Origin of the sequence: Flagellimonas beolgyonensis (assembly GCF_003992615.1) — a bacterium.
Taxonomy (GTDB): domain Bacteria; phylum Bacteroidota; class Bacteroidia; order Flavobacteriales; family Flavobacteriaceae; genus Flagellimonas; species Flagellimonas beolgyonensis.
The window spans coordinates 389,780-409,461 of the sequence record NZ_RZMY01000013.1 but is presented as its reverse complement, the minus strand read 5'-3'; the positions used below and the strand labels follow the sequence as shown (position 1 = coordinate 409,461).

Sequence of the window (19,682 nt, the reverse complement as noted above, 5' to 3'; positions counted from 1 at the left end):
TGCTAAAGCAGCGCTACCATGATTATGCTCAAAACGGAAAGCAGGACGCCCAGCCAGTTTTTTAAGGTCAACCTTTCCTTGAACAGTAAAATTCCCAATAAAGTGGAGAGCATTACAATGGCCACATTGTTCAGTGTAAACACCGCGGCACTGCTCAAGGTCTCAGAGCGCAAGGCCCGTATCAAAAAGTAAATGGAAAAATAATTGGGAACCCCAAGGGCTATTCCGCCCAATATGTTCTTCGCATTAACCTTAAAGTTGTTACCCTTGCCTTTAAGGGCAACAAAAATTAAACCGGACAAAGCGGCACAACCGAAGACCAATGAAGAGAAGATGGGAATTTCTTGATCCGTCAAATGTTTTTCTTCAAAATATTTAATGCTGGCGTCGATAGCCCCTGAACCCAGAAAGACCAGAAGAGGTAATATCAGGTCTTTTCTATTAAAAGCAATGCTCTTTTGTTTTATGGATGCCAAGTACACGGCAAACAAGGCCAAAACAATACCGGCGCCTTGCCAAAGGGATAGTTGTTCCCCATACAGGGCCATACCCAAGATTACCGGGATCACCAACGACATTTTGGTGGCGACCGAAGCTACGGAGACGCCTGAAATTTGCGCCGTTTTTGCCATGAGGTTGAAGATGGTGATGAACAGCACTCCCAAGAGCAGGGGTCCATAGATCCAAGAGGAAGAGGCCAATTGGCCAATATTTATTTCCCCATCGTACAATAACAATCCAACTGTGCATGCAGTGAAATAATTGATAATGATGGCCAACAAAGTCTGTACTTTGTGTACATCATAGAGTTTGAAGACCACAAAGATCCAAGTGGAGCTCAAAACACTGAACGCTAAATCAAGCATGGTGAAGTCGGGATTTTAGTTGGGTAATATCTTCTTGGCCCACTTGAAGGTTCCAGACCTGGATGCCCAATTGGGCCGCCGCGTTAGTATTTTCCGGCACATCATCCACAAAAAAGGTTTCTTCCGCAATCAATCGGTTTTCGTCAAGAACAAATTCAAAAATTTCGGCATCGGGTTTTCGCATGCCCATTTCGTAGGACAGATAAAAAACATCGAATGCATTTTTAAATCGGTTGAAACGTTCCACGCCCATTTGTTGTTTTACACATTCGATGTGCAGATCGTTGGTGTTGCTCAAAAGAAACAGTTGATATTCTTTTTCCTTGGCAAGCTTTTCAAGAAATTGAAGACGATGCTCAGGAAAATCCAATAAAATGGCATTCCAAGCCTTTACAAGATAGTCGCGGTTTGCTTTGGGAAAATGTAGGGCAACTTCATCCAGGAACCCCGAGGAACCGATCAGGCCCTTTTCATAATCCTTGAAGAGGGCATCCAAACTTGGAGTGATTTCTTGAAATCCATATTCGATCATGGCCTTTGCAGTGGCCGGTTTATCGAGATTGATCAATACGTCGCCAAAATCAAGAATAATGTTTTTAATCGCGGCCATATATAAATAAGGTATCGGAAAGAATGTTTTCTGTACTTTTTAGTGAGCCTTTAAAATGGGGCGCTGGCAATCCATTTTCAAAACGGACCGGTCCCATAAAAACTCGGGCTTCATCCCAAAGGCCTTCATCGATAAAGGTTTGCAAGGTTTTGGAACCACCTTCAACAATCAAACTGTTGATGTTGTTTTTATAAAGCGCATCACAGATTTGTTGGGCCAAGGGTTTGGAGAAATCGAGCGTTGCGTATGCCACACCTTCATGTCGTTTGGCATTTTCGTTATCTTCATGGAACACCAAAGTTTTTGCTGAAACATCAAAAACCTTAAAATCTGCATTTAGTTTTAAATTTCGGTCAACCACCACCCGAATCGGATTCTTACCGGCCCAATCCCTCGTGGTCAGCTGCGGGTTGTCTTCCAAAACGGTATTGGTGCCCACCAATATGGCCTGTTCCTCACTTCGCCATTGGTGCACCAACTGTTTGGAATACCGGTTGCTGATCCAATACGGTTCGGGTTGGGTTTCCCTTTTATTTTTTAGAGGGGCAAGAAATCCATCCTGGGATTCGGCCCATTTCAAAATAATAAAAGGACGTTTCTTTTCCTGAAAGGTCAAAAAGCGCTTGTGGTGCTCGCGGCATTCCGCTTCCAGAATACCAACCGTTACCTTGCAGCCAGCATCTTGTAATCGTTGAATGCCCTTACCCGCCACCTTCTCATGAGGGTCCCGTAATCCGATAAACACCTCGGGAATTTTATGGGTCACTATCAAGTCGGCACACGGAGGTGTCTTGCCAAAATGGGAGCAAGGCTCCAAGGTTACGTACAACGTGGCTTCAGACAGAAGTTTTTTGTCCTTTACGGCGTTTATGGCATTCACCTCGGCATGTGGCCCGCCATACGGACTGGTAAAGCCTTCGGCTATGATGCTGCCATTATGGACGATCACACAGCCCACCATGGGATTTGGGGCAGTGGTACCCAACCCTTTTTTGCCCAGTTCAATGCAGCGGAGGATGTATTTTTGGTGTATATTCACACCGCAAAAATAGAACAATAAAACGCATTATGGGGGATATGGTGATTCGGGAAATTACACCCGAGGACAATGCTCAGGTGGCCCAAGTGATTCGTAAGGTTTTTGAGGATATGGGTGTGCCAAAAGTAGGTACGGCCTATGCGGACAAGTCGTTGGATGACATGTATGGGAATTACAACAAGCCAAGGGCCATCTATTTTGTGGTGGAGCAAGAAGGCAAGGTGATCGGTTGCGCCGGTATTGCCCAATTGGACAACTACGAAGGGAATGTTTGCGAACTGCAAAAAATGTACTTTTTGGAAGAGGCCAGGGGCAAGGGCATTGGTGCCAAGATGATCAAGGCGTGTTTGGACAAAGCTAAGGAGTTTGGGTTCGAGGCGTGCTACCTGGAAACCATGCCCTACATGGAGGCCGCCCAAAAATTATACAAGAAAAACGGGTTTGAATACATAGACGCCCCAATGGGCAATACAGGACACTATTCCTGTCCTGTTTGGATGCTCAAGAAACTATAATGCTGCTCAAGGAGATAAAGACCATTTTCCACCAAGAGTTGGGTGATAGCTACCCTAAGGAAGAAATCGATTCCTTTTTTTATAGGTGCATTGAACATTACCTAAAACTGGAACGCTTTGTATTGGCCATACAACCAGGACTTACCTTGACCAAGTCGGAAGAACAACCACTTTTTGAAGCCTTGGCCCAATTGAAACAAGAAAAACCCCTACAGTATATTTTGGGAACGGCCCATTTTATGGATTTGGATTTGTTGGTAAATGAGCATGTCTTGATTCCCCGACCTGAAACAGAAGAATTGGTCCGATGGATTTTGGATGATCTTCAGGATGATACTGGTCTTGGCCCAGACGCTGAGCGAAGTCGAAGCGTCATTTCGACTTCGCACAAGGACCGTTCGTTGCAAATTTTGGATATCGGAACAGGAAGCGGTTGCATTGCCATCGCTTTGTCAAAAGCATTGCCCAATGCCAAGGTGACAGCCATCGATATTTCTGAAAAAGCCTTGGCGGTAGCGCAAAAGAATAGTGTCTTCAATAATGTTGATGTGACTTTTGTGAAACAAGATATTCTCGATTCTCAACTTGCCCCTGAACTTGAACTTCAATTCGACATCATTGTATCCAATCCACCGTATGTCAGGCAGTTGGAACAAAGTCAAATGCAGAAAAATGTAATGGATTATGAGCCACATACGGCCTTATTTGTTCCTGATAATGATGCGTTGATTTTTTATGATGCCATTGCCAAGTTTGCCCAAAGGCATTTGAAGAAAAAAGGTAGTTTGTATTTTGAAATCAACCAATATTTGGGAGCAGAGACCAAAGCCCTTTTGAAAGCCCACGATTTTTCGGAAATTGAGCTTCGAAAAGATATGTTTGGAAATGATCGCATGCTAAAAGCAATTCGTACATGAACATCGAACAAAAAATAACGGCCCTACGCAACGAACTTCGTGAGCACAACTACAAATATTATGTGCTCGACCAACCTTCCATTTCAGATTATGAATTTGACATGAAGTTGGAGCAGCTCCAAAAGTTGGAGGAGCAGCACCCTGAATTTTACGATCCCGCATCCCCAACTTTACGGGTAGGGGGAATGGTGACCAAAAACTTCGAGACCGTAGCGCACGAACATCGCATGTATTCGTTGGACAATTCTTATTCCAAGGAGGATTTGGAGGATTGGGAAAAGCGAATCCAGCGAATTTTGGGAGACGTTGCTGTGGAGTTTACCTGTGAGTTGAAGTATGATGGCGCCTCCATCAGCATCACCTACGAAAATGGACAATTGGTTAGGGCCGTGACCCGTGGCGATGGCGTTCAAGGAGATGATGTGACCACCAATGTGAAGACCATCAAATCCGTGCCTTTGCAATTAAAAGGCGATTACCCGCCCAAATTTGATATTCGTGGCGAGATCATTTTGCCGTTCGAGGGTTTTGCCAAAATGAACCAGGAACGCATCGAGGCTGGGGAAGACCCTTACATGAATCCGAGGAACACGGCATCGGGCAGTTTGAAATTGCAAGATAGTGCCATGGTGGCCCAGCGCCCCTTGGACTGTTTATTGTACAGCATCGTTGGGGAAAATTTGGGAATAACCACCCAATTTGAAGGATTGGAAAAGGCACGGTCATGGGGATTTAAGGTGCCCACTGTGGCCAAACTGTGCAAATCGACCCAAGAGGTCATGCAGTTTGCGGATTATTGGGATGCGCATCGACATACCATGCCGTATGAAACCGATGGCGTAGTGGTCAAAGTGAACAGTATCCAACAACAACAGGAACTAGGGTATACCGCCAAATCGCCACGCTGGGCCATGGCGTATAAGTTTAAGGCCGAGCAGGCCACTACTGTTCTGAACAAAATCACCTATCAGGTCGGACGTACAGGCGCCATTACGCCCGTTGCCAATCTGGAACCGGTCTTGTTGGCCGGAACCACGGTGAAAAGAGCTTCCTTACACAATGCCGATCAGATCGCAAAGTTGGATGTGCGGGGGGGGGACACTGTATTTGTTGAAAAAGGAGGGGAAATCATTCCAAAAATAGTGGGGGTCGACTTCACCAAACGATCGGAGGATTCCGTTCCGACGGAGTACATAACAACTTGCCCCGAGTGTGGCACGGAATTGATACGAAAAGAAGGAGAGGCACAACATTTTTGTCCGAACGATACCGGTTGTCCGCCGCAGATTACCGGTCGTATCCAACATTTCATTTCCCGAAAGGCCATGGATATCGAAGGTATGGGAAGTGAAACGGTGGAACTATTGTTCAAGGAAGGGTTGATTTCCAATTATGCCGACCTGTATACCTTGACGAAGGAGCAGGTGATGCCCTTGGAACGCATGGCCGAAAAATCGGCCGAAAACTTGGTCAACGGTGTGGCTGCTTCAACTGCAATTCCTTTTGAACGGGTGCTTTTTGCCTTGGGCATCCGGTATGTGGGTGAAACGGTAGCCAAAAAATTGGCAAGGGCCTATAAAAATATCGATGCTTTGATGGCTGCAACCCAAGAAGAGTTGATGGCCGTCGATGAAATAGGGGAGCGAATCGCCCAAAGCGTCATCCAATTTTTTAATGAGCCGACCAATAGGGACATTGTGGAAAGGTTACGATCCCACGGCTTGCAATTTTCACTCTCCGAGGCACAGTTGGAAAACCAGACCGATAAATTGAAAGGCCAGACCTTTGTGGTGTCCGGTGTTTTTGAGACTGTGAGTAGGGACGAGTTGAAAAAAATGATCGAAGACAATGGCGGTAAAGTAGCTTCTTCCATATCATCTAAAACGAGTTATGTGGTTGCTGGAGACAACATGGGTCCCAGTAAAAAGACCAAAGCGGAAAGTTTGGGTGTACCCATCATTTCGGAACAAGATTTTTTGCAAATGGTATGAGCAAGGGACTCGATTCATTGGAGGCATTTAAATCAACATTGGGCGAGAATCATCCACCCAAGGATTGGCCGGAACCGCTAAGGGCCTTGTGGTATGCTGCCAAAGGCGATTGGGAATCCTCCCATGACATTGCCCAAGAAATCCATTCTTCCTTGGGAAGTTGGATCCATGCCTACTTGCATCGTATGGAGGGCGATAAATGGAATGCTGGGTATTGGTACGACCGCGCATCGAAACCCTTTCCAGAGTGCAGTCTGGAGGAAGAACTTTGGCTATTGGTGAAGGCTAATCTCTAATTTTTATTTTGCACTGTATTCTTCTGATTTCCGAAGTGAAAATTGGCTATCTGTATCAAGGGTGAACTTTGGAAATCGATTTTTTTAAAATTAATTATCAGATAATCAGAATGTTAAATTGCAGCGCTGTAGTAACACTTTTTTTATTACAAAAAAAGTAAGAACTTACCTCAAACCTTAACTTTAAAACTACCATGAAACTCATCAAATCTAGACTGGCCATTTTGGCCATTTTGTTTTTGTGGTCCTGTAGCAGTAGCGACTCGCCAGAACCTCCTCAAAACGGTGCTCCAAAAATCCAAGCACAGGCCTACACAGTTTCAGAGAATATTTCTGATACCCAGATTATTGGAACAATTGTCGCAACCGACCCAGATGGGGATGCCCTTTCATACAGTATCTCAACAAATGATGGAGATTTGTTTGAAATTACCACTGCTGGAGCGTTGAGTTTGGCAGCAGGAAAGTCCCTCAATTTTGCAACTGCAACACAACATCAAATAACAGTATCGGTAACGGATGGAAGTGCAAGTGCTAATGGCCAGGTAACAATAAATGTGACCGAAGCGGTTGTTGCCAATGCATCTCCGGTGGCTCAGAATCAAAATTTTGAAGCCAATGAAGATATTCTTGACACTGAAAACATCGGTACAGTATCCGCAACTGATGCAGATGGCGATAATCTTACTTATTCCATTGTGGCCAATGACAATGACTTGTTTGAAATTACAACAGACGGAATGTTAAGTTTGGCCCCCGGCCAACTGTTGGATTTTGAAAATGTGCAGGAACATAACATTACAATAAGTGTCAGTGATGGGGTCAATGCGCCTGTCGAATTTACCGTAACTGTAACCGTATTGGATAATGGGCTGCTCTCCGATGATCCAGCATCCTTTATTACTAAATGGCAAACTGTATCTGATGGTCAAAGCATAACAATAGGCACCAATTCTGGTTATACCTACGATTATACTGTGGATTGGGGAGATGGCACCATAGAAACCCTGACCAATCAGAATCCATTACACACCTATGCAACCGCGGGAGTCTATACCATCTCCATTAAGGGTCAGTTCCCAGCCATACGAATGTTAGACAGTAATGTCGAAAGTAGGGCAGCGATTATTGAAATTGTACAATGGGGAACCGGGGCATGGCAATCCTTTGAATATGGATTTTATTTCTGTGAGAATATGATTCATTCTGCCACAGACTCCCCAGATCTTTCACAGGTCAGTAATATGTATGCAATGTTTCGGAGTGCAACCTCATTCAATGGAAACATCGGTGGATGGTCCATGGGCAACGTAACCAATATCGGCTTTATGTTCTGGGGCGCCACATCTTTCAACCAAGATATTGGTGGTTGGGATGTGAGTCAGGTGACCAACATGGGGTCATTGTTTTCAGAAGCTACCTCATTTAATCAGGATATCAGTGGTTGGAATACGGGGAATGTAACGGACATGTCTTTTATGTTCAAATTGGCATCCTCTTTCAATCAAGATTTAAGTGGTTGGAATGTAGCCAATGTAACCGACATGAACGCTATGTTTCGGGATGCTGCGATGTTCAATGCTGATATAAGCGGTTGGTCCACAGGAAACGTGGTCAATATGAATGATGTGTTTAGGAGAGCGTCATCTTTTGATCAAGATTTGGGTAGCTGGAATATCGGTTCAATTCAATTCATGACAGGAATGTTAACTGAATCAGGGCTCAGTTCTGTAAATTATAGCGCAACCTTGAAAGGTTGGGCTGCTCAAGGTGATGCCGTCATTCCTGATGGCATAACTTTGGACGCTGTTGGGTTGGACTATTGCGATGATTTGGATACGGATTCGGCACGCAATACCATTTTGATTGGAAATAACGGTTGGACCATCAATGATGGCAACCCTGTTGCCTGTCCATAAGAAACTTGACAAATATTATATGACTTTAAGAAAAAGCCATCGCTAATCGGTGGCTTTTTTTGTGCTAAAGTTTTTGGAGATAGTAAAGAGGTGTCGTTTTGATCAATCATCCGCAATCGAGTTTAATCTAGAAGATCACGCCCTGAGCAATGGTCTTTTCATTAGCATCAAAATAAAAATTGATATGCTCAAATTAATGACCTTATATCCTACAAGCTAAAAACCGACATTCCTCAGCGTATCAATGGCCTCCATTAAATTCCTCAATGGGAATCACCGATCCGTCATTCCGAACACCCCATTCGTCAATTCGTGCCATAAAATCACCAGATGATTGCTGATATTCGGAATAAAACAGATACGATGAGATTGAAAAAGATACTATACAGCCTATTTATTACCTTGATAATAAGCTCTTGTGGCAAAGAAGATGATCAATACACTAGAGGCATTCCTGATTTCGGTCCACAAACGATTGAAGTTGCTGAAGATATTTCCGACACCGAACTTATTGGCAATGTAATCGCAGATGATCCCAACGGCGACCTCATAAACTATAAGATGACGGTGGACAATTCCAATCTATTTACACTCTCCAGTTCTGGTGAGTTGAGTCTTCAAGAGGGTAAACAGCTGGACTATGAGACTGCAGCCCAACATCAGATTACTGTGCGTGTTACCGATGGAAAGGGCGAGTTCTTCAATATTGTCACCATCAAGGTACTTGATGTGGTGGAACCACCTCAAATGGAAGATCAGAGCTTTACTGTCAGCGAGGATATTTCCGATACGGATTTAATAGGTGTAGTTGTAGCTGAAATATTCGGTGGCAATGTTGAGTTTTCAATAGTGCAAAACGATAATGATCTATTCGAAATTACCACGGATGGTCAACTTAGTCTAGCTGACGGGCAAACGTTAGATTATGAGATTGCAACCCAGCACCAGATTACCATTGCCGTAAGCGATGGCATAAACAATCCTGTAGAGGCAATGGTTAGCATTCAGGTTGAAAATGTGATCGGTGACCTTTTAAATGACCCAGCATCTTTTAAGACAACATGGCAAATACCCTCGGACGGGTTTGAGTTGGTGATTGGCACCAACAATGATTTGATGTACGACTTTTCAATTGATTGGGGAGATGGTGGTGTCGAGGAGCACTTCACCAACCTACAGGAGTCCCCATCACATATTTACGAGGCGGCTGGAGTTTATACCATTGCCATTCAAGGTGATTTTCCAGCCTTACAGATGGAAAATTCGGTCGACCTATCCAAACAGGCACTACTATCAATAGATAATTGGGGAGCGATACATTGGCAATCCATGCACCATGCCTTTTATGAGTGTGGGAATATGACGTACAACGCCACTGATATCCCAAATCTGTCAGAAGTTGAGTCGATGTCAGGCATGTTTTATTCCGCTACATCCTTCAATGCTGATTTGGATGAATGGGATGTGTCCAACGTTACCGATATGTCACAGTTATTTTACAATGCAAATGCTTTCAATGGTGCAATCGGTTCTTGGGATGTTTCCAATGTGACGGATATGTCCGAAATGTTTTTTGCTGCCAATATTTTTAATCAGGATATAGGGAATTGGGATGTTGGCAATGTAAAAACTTTGGAAGGGATGCTTGGTTTCACTCCCTTCAATCAATACATAGGAAATTGGAATGTAAGTAGTGTAGAAAATATGAGGGGTGTATTTGGCATGGCTGCAAATTTCAACCAAAATATAGGAGCTTGGGATGTATCCAATGTAACCGATATGTCGGCCATGTTTTCGGGAGCAACGTCATTCAATCAAAATATTGGTGGATGGATTGTCTCCAATGTAACTGAAATGGGATATATGTTCTTTAACGCGAAGTCGTTCAATCAAGACATCGGTAATTGGGATGTTTCCAATGTTACAACCATGTGGTGGATGTTCAATGGTGCCGATTCCTTTAACCAAGATCTTAGTAATTGGGATGTGGCCAATGTGACTAACATGAACTTGATGTTCAGAGGGGCAACAAAATTTGATCAAAACTTAGGGTCTTGGAATATTGGCAATGTGACAGGTATGGCCAAGATGCTTGATAATACAGCAATGTCTTCTGCAAACTACGGCAAAACCTTGGAGGGTTGGGCAGGACAATTGGTGCAAGAGGGCGTCTCCTTAGGGGCATTCAATATCGAATATTGTCTAAACAGCAATGCTGCCCTGGCCAGGGACTTTTTAATAACCGATTTTGGGTGGACCATCTCCAATGATATTGGAGTTAACTGCCCTTGATATAAAAGCCATAATATTTCCTTTATTGGAATTGTTTTACCACCGAAATACCCAATGGTATTTCGGTGGTTTTCTTTTTTGTGGCTCAGACCACAATACTTACACCTTGGGCGGTTGCTTTTTTATCCGAATCAAAATAAAAATCGATGCGGCCCAAATTAATGCCGTAACATCCAACCTGGTTTACCAAAACGGAACTCCCATTAAGGTTGGTGCGAACATCCGGTTTGTCCAAAAAAGTGTGGGTGTGACCACCAATGATGAGGTTGGTATTCTTGGTGCGTTGGGCCAACCGGGTATCGCAAGGTCGCTCAGGATTTTCATAATCGTACCCCAAATGGGACAAACAAATAATCAAGTCGCACTGTTCTTCCTCCTTGAGTTTGCGCTCCATGTCCAAGGCAATTTCATAAGGATTTAGATATTGGGTTTCCCTGTACAAGCGTTTGGTCACCAAACCATCCAATGCAATCCCGATGCCATAAACACCAATTTTTATCCCGTCGACTAAATACGTTTTATAGGGTTTCACATAGCCATCCATAACCGTGTTGGTGAAATCATAATTGGCAGAGATCATTTCAAAGGAGGCATAAGGCATTTGGGCCAATAGCCCATCAATGCCATTATCGAAATCGTGGTTGCCAATGGTCGCGGCATCATACTTCAATTTGCTCATCAATTTGAATTCGAGCTCACCCCCATAAAAATTGAAATAGGGAGTACCCTGAAAAATATCACCCGCATCAAAAAGCAAGGTATTCGGATTTTCATTCCGTATTTGCTCCACTAAAGTGGCACGGCGCGCAATACCGCCCATGTTCGGATATCGGGAATGGGTCTCAGGGAAGGGGTCGATATGACTGTGCACATCATTGGTGTGCAAAATGGTAATTTGTTTTTTGCCCAAATTGGAGCATGCATTCAAACTCAATCCGCCCAATCCGACAAAGGCAGAGGCAGTAGCGGTGGTGTTGATAAAATCCCTTCGTTTCATTTAATCCAATTGAATAAAACGGTCGTCCACAACCGCTTGTAAGGTGTCTACTTTCTTAAAATAATCGATGATGGCATTCCGCAAAAGATAATCGGTATCTGTAACGGAAATCATTTCCTTGAAAAAACCAATGCTGGGACCCCCCTGGACCAAATAGTCCGATGTGGCCACATAATAGGAACGACTTTCATCAAAGGGTTTCCCTTGAATATTGACCGATTCCAAGGACCGATTTTTATCAATCACGATCTGCATACCGGATATCGGATGCCTTCTGGATGATTTGGCAATAAAATCAATCAGCTGGCGTGTGGCCGACCCGCTGAGTTCCACCACAACAATGTAATTCTCAAAGGGCATAACCTCATAGGCATTCCTTGCCGTCACATTGCCTGAAGATATAACGGAGCGAACTCCCCCTTCGTTCAAAACAACAAAATCCAGATCTTTTCCAGTTCTCGATTTGAAAATGGGTGCAGTTTCACTAAAAACAATATCGGCCATTAAGTTCCCCATGGAAGTGCTGTGCGCCCCATCATCCAACAATAGCGATTTTGGCGCATAGGCCAAGGTGCTGTCCAGTACCTCGTCTATCCTGTTTCTGAATGGGGCCACAAAGTTCTCAATGGAATCTGTTGCGGTTAGTTTGGCATCGATTGGAAGTTGTTTGCCATGGATTTCAACAAGTTGGCCCGTCTCATTCTTGCAGGCCATTAAAAAACAAAAAGTTGCAAATACAACAATTTGTTTAATTTTTAAATCAATCACGTGTGTATCTTTGTTAAGTCGTCTTGGTAGATTATTTACCTTTGTAAAAATGCACAAAAATATGTTTATAAGGGGACTCCAAGACAAATTTAAGGTTAAATCGGGACTCAAATTTTTAAAGGAGGAAATGGAAAAGCCTCCAAAGTCCATAGCCAGGGAAAAAGGCATTACCAGCGTAGGTTGCATTGTGGATGTGGACAACTTTGAAAAGGCAGAATCCTTTTATGAACTCATAGATGAGTACGCCCTTAGGCCAAACGCCATAAAGATCATTGGCTACAAAAGGGAATACGATAAAAATTCGCCCTATGCCATCCAAATTTTTTCTGACAAGGATTTGGGATGGAAAGGACAAATTGAAAACGGCTATGTACTGGAGTTTTTGGGACGGGAATACGACATGTTGATCAATTATTACGAGGAGGACAATTTGATGATGAAGCTCCTTTCCGTAAAAACCCAGGCCCGTTTAAAAGTGGGTTTGGGCACCCAGGATGCCAAAGTGAACGATTTGATTTTAAATACTCCCTTGAAGGATTTCAAGTTGTTCAAGAGTGAATTGAAAAAATATTTAAAGGTTTTAAACGAGATTTAAATGGAAACATTGGTTGGTACAGGAGTTGCTTTGGTCACACCTTTTAAGGAAGACCTCACTGTGGATGTAGCAGCTTTGGAACGTATTGTGGAATTCAATCTGCAGGGAGGGGTTGATTATTTGGTGGTTTTGGGCACCACGGCTGAAACTGCCACACTTTCCAAATCCGAAAAGCAGTTGGTTATCGACGTGGTGGTGCGAACAAATGCCGGAAGGTTGCCATTGGTTTTGGGAATTGGAGGCAACAATACCATGGCTTTGGTGGAAGAATTGAGAAACACAGACCTTTCCGAGTTTGAAGCGGTACTTTCTGTTTCCCCATATTACAACAAACCGACCCAGGAAGGCATTTTTAGACATTTTAAAGCCTTGGCAGAAGCTTCACCCAAACCGATCATACTATACAATGTGCCTGGAAGAACGGGTAGCAACATGTTGCCGGAGACCACATTGCGGTTGGCTCATGAAGTCGATAACATAATCGCTATCAAGGAAGCTTCGGGCGATATGGTGCAAATCGATAAGATCATCAAAGAAAAGCCAGAAGGATTTTTGGTGATTTCCGGTGATGACTTTACAGCACTCCCAACCGTTTTGGCAGGTGGGGCAGGAGTAATTTCCGTATTGGGACAAGGGCTTCCCAGGCAATTTTCCAAAATGATGAATCTCGGATTACAGGGCGAATCCGAAGCCGCTTATCAAATCCATCATACCCTGTTGCCGTTGATGGGGCTGATTTTCGAAGAGGGAAATCCAGCCGGGATTAAAAGCGTTTTTGAAAATCTAGGTTTGGCTAACCGTACAGTTCGGCTGCCTTTGGTGGAAGCGAGCACCCCGTTGCGGAATAAAATTGGCACATTCTTAAAATCATTGGAGAAGGCTTCGGTTTAAATTTCGTTAAAAATTGCCCAAAACATTGGGGATTGGCCCTTTTGCCTGTTACATTTGAGCGGTAAATTCTTTTTTTTCTAAATCCGTTCATAATCACTAATTTTGCAAAATGTTTTTAAGAATGAGGTCAATTCTACTTTTATGTTTGGCGGCAGTCGCTCTTGTGTCTTGTAGTGAGTATCAAAAGGTGCTCAAGGAAACCGATTTGAAGCCCAAGTATGACATGGCCGAAAAACTCTACAACGAAGGGGATTACAAAAGAGCGGTTCGATTGTTTGAACAGATAGCCCCAAAATATGTTGGAAGGCCACAAGGGGAAAGGGTAATGTTCTTCTTTGCCGATTCCTATTTTAAAACCAAGGATTATTATTTGGCCGGATACCAGTTCGAGCGATTCATGAAATCCTACCCCAGAAGCGATAAGATTCAGGAAGCAGGATTTTTGGGAGCCAAAAGTTATTACATGCTTTCCCCAAGATATTCATTGGATCAAAGCGATACTGACAAAGCCTTATCCAAACTTCAGGTTTTTATCAATACGTACCCCGAATCTGAATATTTTGAAGAGGCGAATGCCATGGCTGCAGAGCTGACCGCAAAAAAAGAAAAGAAAGAACTTGAAATTGCCAAACAGTTAAATAAGCTGGGAGAATTTAACCTTCCCATATTGGTCTCGGCCATAACCGCGTTGGATAATTTCATCACCGATAATCCAGGATCCATTTACAGGGAAGATGCGCTGTACTATCGTATTGAAGCGGCTACCCATTTGGCCATGAACAGTACAGAGGACAAAAAACAGGAACGATTGCAGGATGCCCTGAGTTCCTATAACAATTTAATGCGGTACTTTCCAGAATCAAAGTTCAAGAAAGATGCCGATAAGCTTTCCGAAAAGATTCGGGAAGAAATGAACGTTGACGACAGTATTTCCAAATAAAAGTTTTTAATTAGCAGTCTATGCAAGATTTGAAAAACACCAAAGCTCCGGTTTCTACCAAAACATTGAACAGAAACGTGTTCGATGAAAAAACCGGTAATATTTATGAGGCCATTTCCATAGTCTCCAAACGTGCGATCCAAATCAATTCCGAGATTAAAAAGGAATTGTTGGAGAAATTGGAAGAGTTTGCCACCTATAGCGACAGCTTGGAAGAAGTTTTTGAAAACAAGGAACAGATCGAGGTTTCCAAATTCTACGAAAAGTTGCCCAAACCACATGCCTTGGCGGTCCAAGAGTGGTTGGAAGACAAAATCTACTACAGGAACACAGAGAAAGACGCCTAAGAAATGATTGGCGGTAAACACATCCTTTTGGGTATTTCCGGGGGAATTGCCGCGTACAAGACCACATTTCTGGTTAGGTTACTGATTAAAGCTGGTGCCCAGGTCAAAATAGTGATGACCCAGAGTGCCAGCTCTTTTGTTTCCCCCCTTACATTGGCCACCCTGTCCAAAAATCCCGTGATGTTGGATTTTGTGAACGAGGAAGATGGCAGTATTTCATGGAACAACCATGTGGAATTGGGTTTATGGGCCGATATTATGCTCATTGCCCCGGCTACGGCCAATACACTATCCAAAATGGCCCATGGTACCTGCGATAATTTATTGTTGGCAACCTATTTGTCTGCCAAATGCCCAGTTTATTTTGCTCCGGCCATGGACCTCGACATGTACAAGCACCCATCAACAAAAGCCTCCATCGAAAAATTGGAATCTTTCGGCAATGTTATGATTCCCGCCGAATCGGGCGAATTGGCCAGTGGATTGCACGGAGAGGGAAGAATGGCGGAACCGGAAACTATTATTGGGTTTATTGAGGCTCATTTGGCCAAAGGATTACCATTGCGGGGCAAAAAAGTATTGATCACGGCAGGGCCGACCCATGAGGCCATTGATCCAGTACGCTTTTTGGGTAACCGTTCCACAGGAGCCATGGGATTTGAGTTGGCGAAAAGGGCGGCAGACTTGGGAGCAAAGGTATTTTTGATATCCGGACCTACGCATCTTAGTGTAGAAAACCCAAACATTGAACTGATCCGGGTCACTTCGGCCCAAGAAATGTATGGAGCCTGCCATGCCGTTTATACCGATGTGGATGTGGCCATATGTGCCGCAGCAGTGGCCGATTACAGGCCCAAGACCGTGGCAACCGAAAAAATCAAAAAGAAGGAAGGGGATATGCACATCGAATTGGTACGCAATCCCGATATCCTGTTATCGCTTGGTGAGGCCAAAAAACAGCAATTTTTGGTGGGTTTTGCATTGGAAACAGAAAATGAAATGGAAAATGCCAAGGGCAAACTGGAGCGAAAGCACTTGGATGGCATTGTATTGAACTCCTTAAAAGATGAAGGCGCAGGATTTGGGGGCGGTACAAATAAAATCACCTTTATTGATAAGAATTTGGACGTAAAAACGTTTGCATTGAAGACGAAGCCCGAAGTGGCCTCGGATATTTGGGACGAAATCATCTCCAGGATCCATGCGTAACGTACTGTTTGTTTTATTTTTATTGGTATTTACAGCCCTTCCGGCCCAGGAACTTAATTGTGTCGTTACAGTGAATTCCGACCAAGTAGGGCAGACCAACCAACAGATTTTCCGCACGTTGGAGCGTTCCCTCAACGATTTTGTCAATAAAAACAAATGGACCAACCGTGTATACCGTGAAAATGAACGTGTAAATGCGCGCATGTTCATCACCGTTACCCAATACGAGTCGGATCGTTTTGAGGCGAATATCCAGATTCAATCTACCCGTCCGGTGTTTAATACCACCTACGAAAGCCCAGTTTTTAATTATAAGGACGATTCTTTCAATTTTTTATATCAGGAATTTCAACCTTTGGTGTACAATCCGAATAACTTTGATTCCAATTTGGTCGCGGTTATTTCCTATTATGTCTACATTATTTTGGGATTGGATGCCGATACCTTTTCCTTGGAAGGCGGCAATGATTTTTACCGACAGGCCCAGAATATCGTAACGCAGGCCCAAAGTTCCAATTACAGTGGCTGGAGCCAAGAAACAGGAACGCGCAGCCGTTTTGAATTGGTGGACAACCTGTTGAGCAACTCCTTCAGGGAATATCGTATTGCCATGTACAACTACCACAGAAAGGGATTGGATATATTGGCGGACAACAACAGCACGGGAAAACAGATTGTTGCCGGAAGTTTAAGGTTATTCGAAACCTTGATCAAGCGCAGACCCAATGCCTTTTTAATTCAGACCTTTTTTGATGCCAAGAGCGAGGAAATCCAAAATATCTTCTCCGATGGCCCCAAAGTGGATATTGTAAAATTGAAGGAAACCCTCAATAAAGTGGCCCCTTTTTATTCCAGTACATGGAATGAGATAAATTACTAGTGCAGTTTTCCAAAGAGATTTATCTTTACGGATAAATTCTTCAAAATTGCTGGCAAATCTTTCCATTCAAAACTACGCCCTAATTGACGATGTAAACGTTTCGTTTGCCAATGGTTTTACGACCATTACAGGAGAGACCGGAGCGGGTAAATCCATTTTATTGGGTGGCTTGTCATTGGTTTTGGGGAAGCGGGCCGATCTTTCATCCCTGAAGAATGAGGAGCAGAAATGCGTGATCGAGGCCGAATTTGATATTTCCAATTACGATTTACAATCTTTTTTTGAAGAAAACGATCTCGATTACGAGAAGGTGACCATTCTACGACGTGAAATATTGCCCAGCGGAAAATCAAGGGCCTTTGTAAACGATTCGCCGGTTACCTTGGACATATTGAAATCCTTGGGCGACCAACTCATCGATGTCCACTCCCAGCATCAGACCATGAGGTTGACAGAAAATGACTTTCAAATGAAGGTGGTGGATGCATTGGCCAATAATGCCCAAAACATTTCCCATTACAGTGAAGAGTTGTCCAAATTGAAACGCGCATCGAAGGAACTAAGGGAACTGGAAGATTTTCAATCCAATGCGGATAAGGAACACGAATACAACAGCTTTTTGTTGAAGGAACTGGAAGAGGCCAAGTTGAAGGAAGGGATGCAGGAGGAACTGGAGTCCGAATACGAGCAGTTGAGCAATGTGGAACAGATTATGGAACAATTGGCTGCCGGTTACCAGTTGTTGAATGACGAACAAATGGGGATTACGGGCAGACTGGCCGACTTGAAGCGGGCCATACAACAACTCGCTGAATTCGGGGATGGCTTCAAGAGCCTGAACGAGCGCATCCAATCGGTATTGATCGAAACCGACGATATAGCTTCTGAAATTGAACAAATGAAGGACACGGTGGAGGCCAATCCGGAACGTTTGGAGGTGGTAAATGGGCGTTTGCAACAATTGTACGACCTGCAGAAAAAACATCACACGGATTCCGTGACCGAACTCATCGCTATTCGTGAAGATTTGGCGCAAAAGGTGGATGCAGTGGCCAATATTGAAGCCAAAATCGCCGCCAAAAAAGCCGAGGTTGCTGAAATCACCAAAACAGTGGACCAATGGGCCAACACCATACACCAAGCCAGAAAGTCGGTTATTCCCCAGTTAAAGGAAATGCTCCAACAGAACCTTTCGGAACTGGGCATGCCTTCAGCTACTTTCAAAATCGAAGTAACGCCTTCCAATACATTCAAAACCAGCGGAAAAGATGATTTAATTTTCCTGTTTTCCGCAAACAAAGGTTCCAGTTATGGCGAATTGAAAAAGGTGGCTTCCGGCGGTGAATTGTCACGGATCATGTTGACCATCAAATCCATTTTGGCGCAGTACGAACATTTGCCCACCATGATGTTCGACGAGATTGATACCGGGGTTTCTGGTGAAATCTCTACCAAAATGGGCGACATCATGCAACAGATGAGTAAAACCATGCAGGTATTTTCCATTACGCATCTACCGCAGGTGGCTTCAAAAGGCAAGTATCAGTACAAGGTCTACAAAGAGGAAGGAGAGCAGGGTACAAGCACCCACATCCGGCAATTGGGCAACGAAGAGCGGGTGCGGGAACTGGCCGAAATGTTGGGCGGTAAAAATCTTTCGGAATCCGCTTTGGCCCATGCCAGGGAACTTTTGCAGTAAACCGTACAAAGCGATTGCCCTAAAAGCCCAAAACTTCAAATAGAATAAATATCTTTGTCGAACAATCAACAATTGCAAAACTTATGGCATATAATCTTTTAAAAGGTAAGAAAGGAATCATTTTTGGCGCGTTGGATGCAAATTCAATTGCTTGGAAAACTGCGGAACGTGTTCATGAAGAAGGCGGTACTTTTGTACTGACCAATGCGCCCATCGCCATGCGTATGGGACAAATTAACGAGCTGGCCGCCAAGACCAATTCAGAAATTATTCCTGCTGATGCCACCAACGAGGAAGACCTGAAAAATCTGGTTGAAAAATCCATGGATATTTTGGGTGGAAAACTGGACTTTGTGCTGCATTCCATCGGAATGTCCGTCAACGTAAGAAAGGGCAGGGCCTACACCGATGAGAACTATGACTTTACAGCAAAAGGTTGGGATGTTTCCGCACTTTCCTTTCATAAAGTAATGCAAACCCTATATAAGGCCGATGCTATGAGTGAATGGGGCAGTATTGTGGCCTTAACCTATATGGCAGCCCAACGAACATTCCCGGATTATAACGATATGGCCGATAACAAAGCCTACTTGGAATCTGTGGCCCGTAGTTTTGGCTACTTCTTTGGAAAGGAGAAAAAGGTTCGTGTAAATACCATTTCCCAGTCACCTACACCTACCACTGCCGGACAAGGCGTGAAGGGTTTTGATGGTTTCATCAACTATGCAGAGAAAATGTCGCCTTTGGGCAATGCCACTGCTGATGATTGTGCCAACTATACTGTGAGTCTGTTCTCTGACTTGACCAAAAAGGTGACCATGCAGAACCTATTTCATGACGGAGGGTTCTCCAACACCGGCGTAAGCCAAGAAGTTATTGATGAATTTACCAAGTAATCAAGATATATAACT

At 43.8% G+C, this 19,682-nt stretch carries 19 protein-coding genes; 14 read left to right on the top strand and 5 right to left on the bottom strand.

The annotated features are described in order from the left end of the window. Positions 1-2: 2 nt before the first annotated feature. Genes EO131_RS08590 through ribD form a run of 3 tightly spaced genes read right to left on the bottom strand, consistent with a single transcriptional unit; the run spans position 3 to position 2,515 of the window. On the bottom strand, positions 3-866 hold the full coding sequence (locus tag EO131_RS08590) for an EamA family transporter (RefSeq protein WP_127020856.1): 864 nt from the start codon (positions 864-866) through the stop codon (positions 3-5). Further along, positions 859-1,476 (bottom strand): HAD family hydrolase, encoded by a 618-nt coding sequence (locus tag EO131_RS08585; RefSeq protein ID WP_127020854.1) that lies wholly within the window; start codon positions 1,474-1,476, stop codon positions 859-861. Before EO131_RS08585 ends, EO131_RS08590 begins: the two co-directional genes overlap by 8 nt. Further along, positions 1,463-2,515 (bottom strand): bifunctional diaminohydroxyphosphoribosylaminopyrimidine deaminase/5-amino-6-(5-phosphoribosylamino)uracil reductase RibD, encoded by a 1,053-nt coding sequence (gene ribD, locus EO131_RS08580; RefSeq protein WP_127020852.1) that lies wholly within the window; start codon positions 2,513-2,515, stop codon positions 1,463-1,465. The genes EO131_RS08585 and ribD overlap by 14 nt, the downstream gene beginning before the upstream one ends. 29 nt (positions 2,516-2,544) lie before the next feature. Here ribD and EO131_RS08575 point away from each other — a divergent pair, with 29 nt between their 5' ends. The 6 genes from EO131_RS08575 to EO131_RS08550 all read left to right on the top strand — a co-directional run bounded on the left by EO131_RS08575 (position 2,545) and on the right by EO131_RS08550 (position 10,445). Beyond that, positions 2,545-3,030, top strand: coding sequence for a GNAT family N-acetyltransferase (locus EO131_RS08575; RefSeq protein ID WP_127020850.1), 486 nt, complete (start codon positions 2,545-2,547; stop codon positions 3,028-3,030). Next, complete coding sequence (gene prmC / locus EO131_RS08570) at positions 3,030-3,947, top strand: peptide chain release factor N(5)-glutamine methyltransferase (protein ID WP_127020848.1); 918 nt, start codon at positions 3,030-3,032, stop codon at positions 3,945-3,947. Before EO131_RS08575 ends, prmC begins: the two co-directional genes overlap by 1 nt. Next, positions 3,944-5,938, top strand: coding sequence for an NAD-dependent DNA ligase LigA (ligA, locus tag EO131_RS08565; RefSeq protein ID WP_127020846.1), 1,995 nt, complete (start codon positions 3,944-3,946; stop codon positions 5,936-5,938). The genes prmC and ligA overlap by 4 nt, the downstream gene beginning before the upstream one ends. Next, positions 5,935-6,234 (top strand): hypothetical protein, encoded by a 300-nt coding sequence (locus tag EO131_RS08560; protein WP_127020844.1) that lies wholly within the window; start codon positions 5,935-5,937, stop codon positions 6,232-6,234. Before ligA ends, EO131_RS08560 begins: the two co-directional genes overlap by 4 nt. A gap of 194 nt (positions 6,235-6,428) precedes the next feature. Next, positions 6,429-8,153, top strand: coding sequence for a BspA family leucine-rich repeat surface protein (locus EO131_RS08555; protein ID WP_127020842.1), 1,725 nt, complete (start codon positions 6,429-6,431; stop codon positions 8,151-8,153). A 363-nt stretch (positions 8,154-8,516) separates the two neighbouring features. Continuing rightward, entirely contained in the window at positions 8,517-10,445 is a 1,929-nt protein-coding gene (locus EO131_RS08550; RefSeq protein ID WP_164731655.1) for a BspA family leucine-rich repeat surface protein, read from the top strand. 85 nt (positions 10,446-10,530) lie between these two features. On the opposite strand, the gene EO131_RS08545 is transcribed toward EO131_RS08550, so the two are convergent. After that, positions 10,531-11,442, bottom strand: coding sequence for a metallophosphatase (locus tag EO131_RS08545; protein WP_127020838.1), 912 nt, complete (start codon positions 11,440-11,442; stop codon positions 10,531-10,533). Then, positions 11,443-12,156: a 5'-nucleotidase C-terminal domain-containing protein gene (locus EO131_RS08540; protein WP_241243812.1), complete on the bottom strand. Its 714-nt coding sequence runs from the start codon at positions 12,154-12,156 to the stop codon at positions 11,443-11,445. 103 nt (positions 12,157-12,259) lie between these two features. On the opposite strand from EO131_RS08540, the gene EO131_RS08535 reads away from it, so the two are divergent. The 8 genes from EO131_RS08535 to EO131_RS08500 all read left to right on the top strand — a co-directional run bounded on the left by EO131_RS08535 (position 12,260) and on the right by EO131_RS08500 (position 19,667). Continuing rightward, positions 12,260-12,805, top strand: a complete 546-nt coding sequence (locus tag EO131_RS08535; protein WP_417935630.1) for a DUF6913 domain-containing protein — start codon at positions 12,260-12,262, stop codon at positions 12,803-12,805. Further along, positions 12,806-13,696, top strand: a complete 891-nt coding sequence (dapA, locus tag EO131_RS08530) for a 4-hydroxy-tetrahydrodipicolinate synthase (protein WP_127020832.1) — start codon at positions 12,806-12,808, stop codon at positions 13,694-13,696. 109 nt (positions 13,697-13,805) lie between these two features. Further along, entirely contained in the window at positions 13,806-14,636 is an 831-nt protein-coding gene (locus tag EO131_RS08525) for an outer membrane protein assembly factor BamD (RefSeq protein WP_127020830.1), read from the top strand. A gap of 20 nt (positions 14,637-14,656) precedes the next feature. Beyond that, positions 14,657-14,983: a DNA-directed RNA polymerase subunit omega gene (locus EO131_RS08520; RefSeq protein ID WP_127020828.1), complete on the top strand. Its 327-nt coding sequence runs from the start codon at positions 14,657-14,659 to the stop codon at positions 14,981-14,983. A gap of 3 nt (positions 14,984-14,986) precedes the next feature. Next, on the top strand, positions 14,987-16,192 hold the full coding sequence (coaBC, locus tag EO131_RS08515) for a bifunctional phosphopantothenoylcysteine decarboxylase/phosphopantothenate--cysteine ligase CoaBC (protein WP_127020826.1): 1,206 nt from the start codon (positions 14,987-14,989) through the stop codon (positions 16,190-16,192). Further along, entirely contained in the window at positions 16,185-17,072 is an 888-nt protein-coding gene (gene porD, locus EO131_RS08510; protein ID WP_127020824.1) for a type IX secretion system protein PorD, read from the top strand. Before coaBC ends, porD begins: the two co-directional genes overlap by 8 nt. A 46-nt stretch (positions 17,073-17,118) precedes the next feature. Then, complete coding sequence (recN, locus tag EO131_RS08505; protein WP_127020822.1) at positions 17,119-18,771, top strand: DNA repair protein RecN; 1,653 nt, start codon at positions 17,119-17,121, stop codon at positions 18,769-18,771. Positions 18,772-18,854: 83 nt separating this feature from the next. Continuing rightward, a complete protein-coding gene (locus EO131_RS08500) occupies positions 18,855-19,667 on the top strand; it encodes an enoyl-ACP reductase FabI (protein WP_127020820.1) in 813 nt (270 codons plus the stop codon). Positions 19,668-19,682 lie beyond the last annotated feature (15 nt).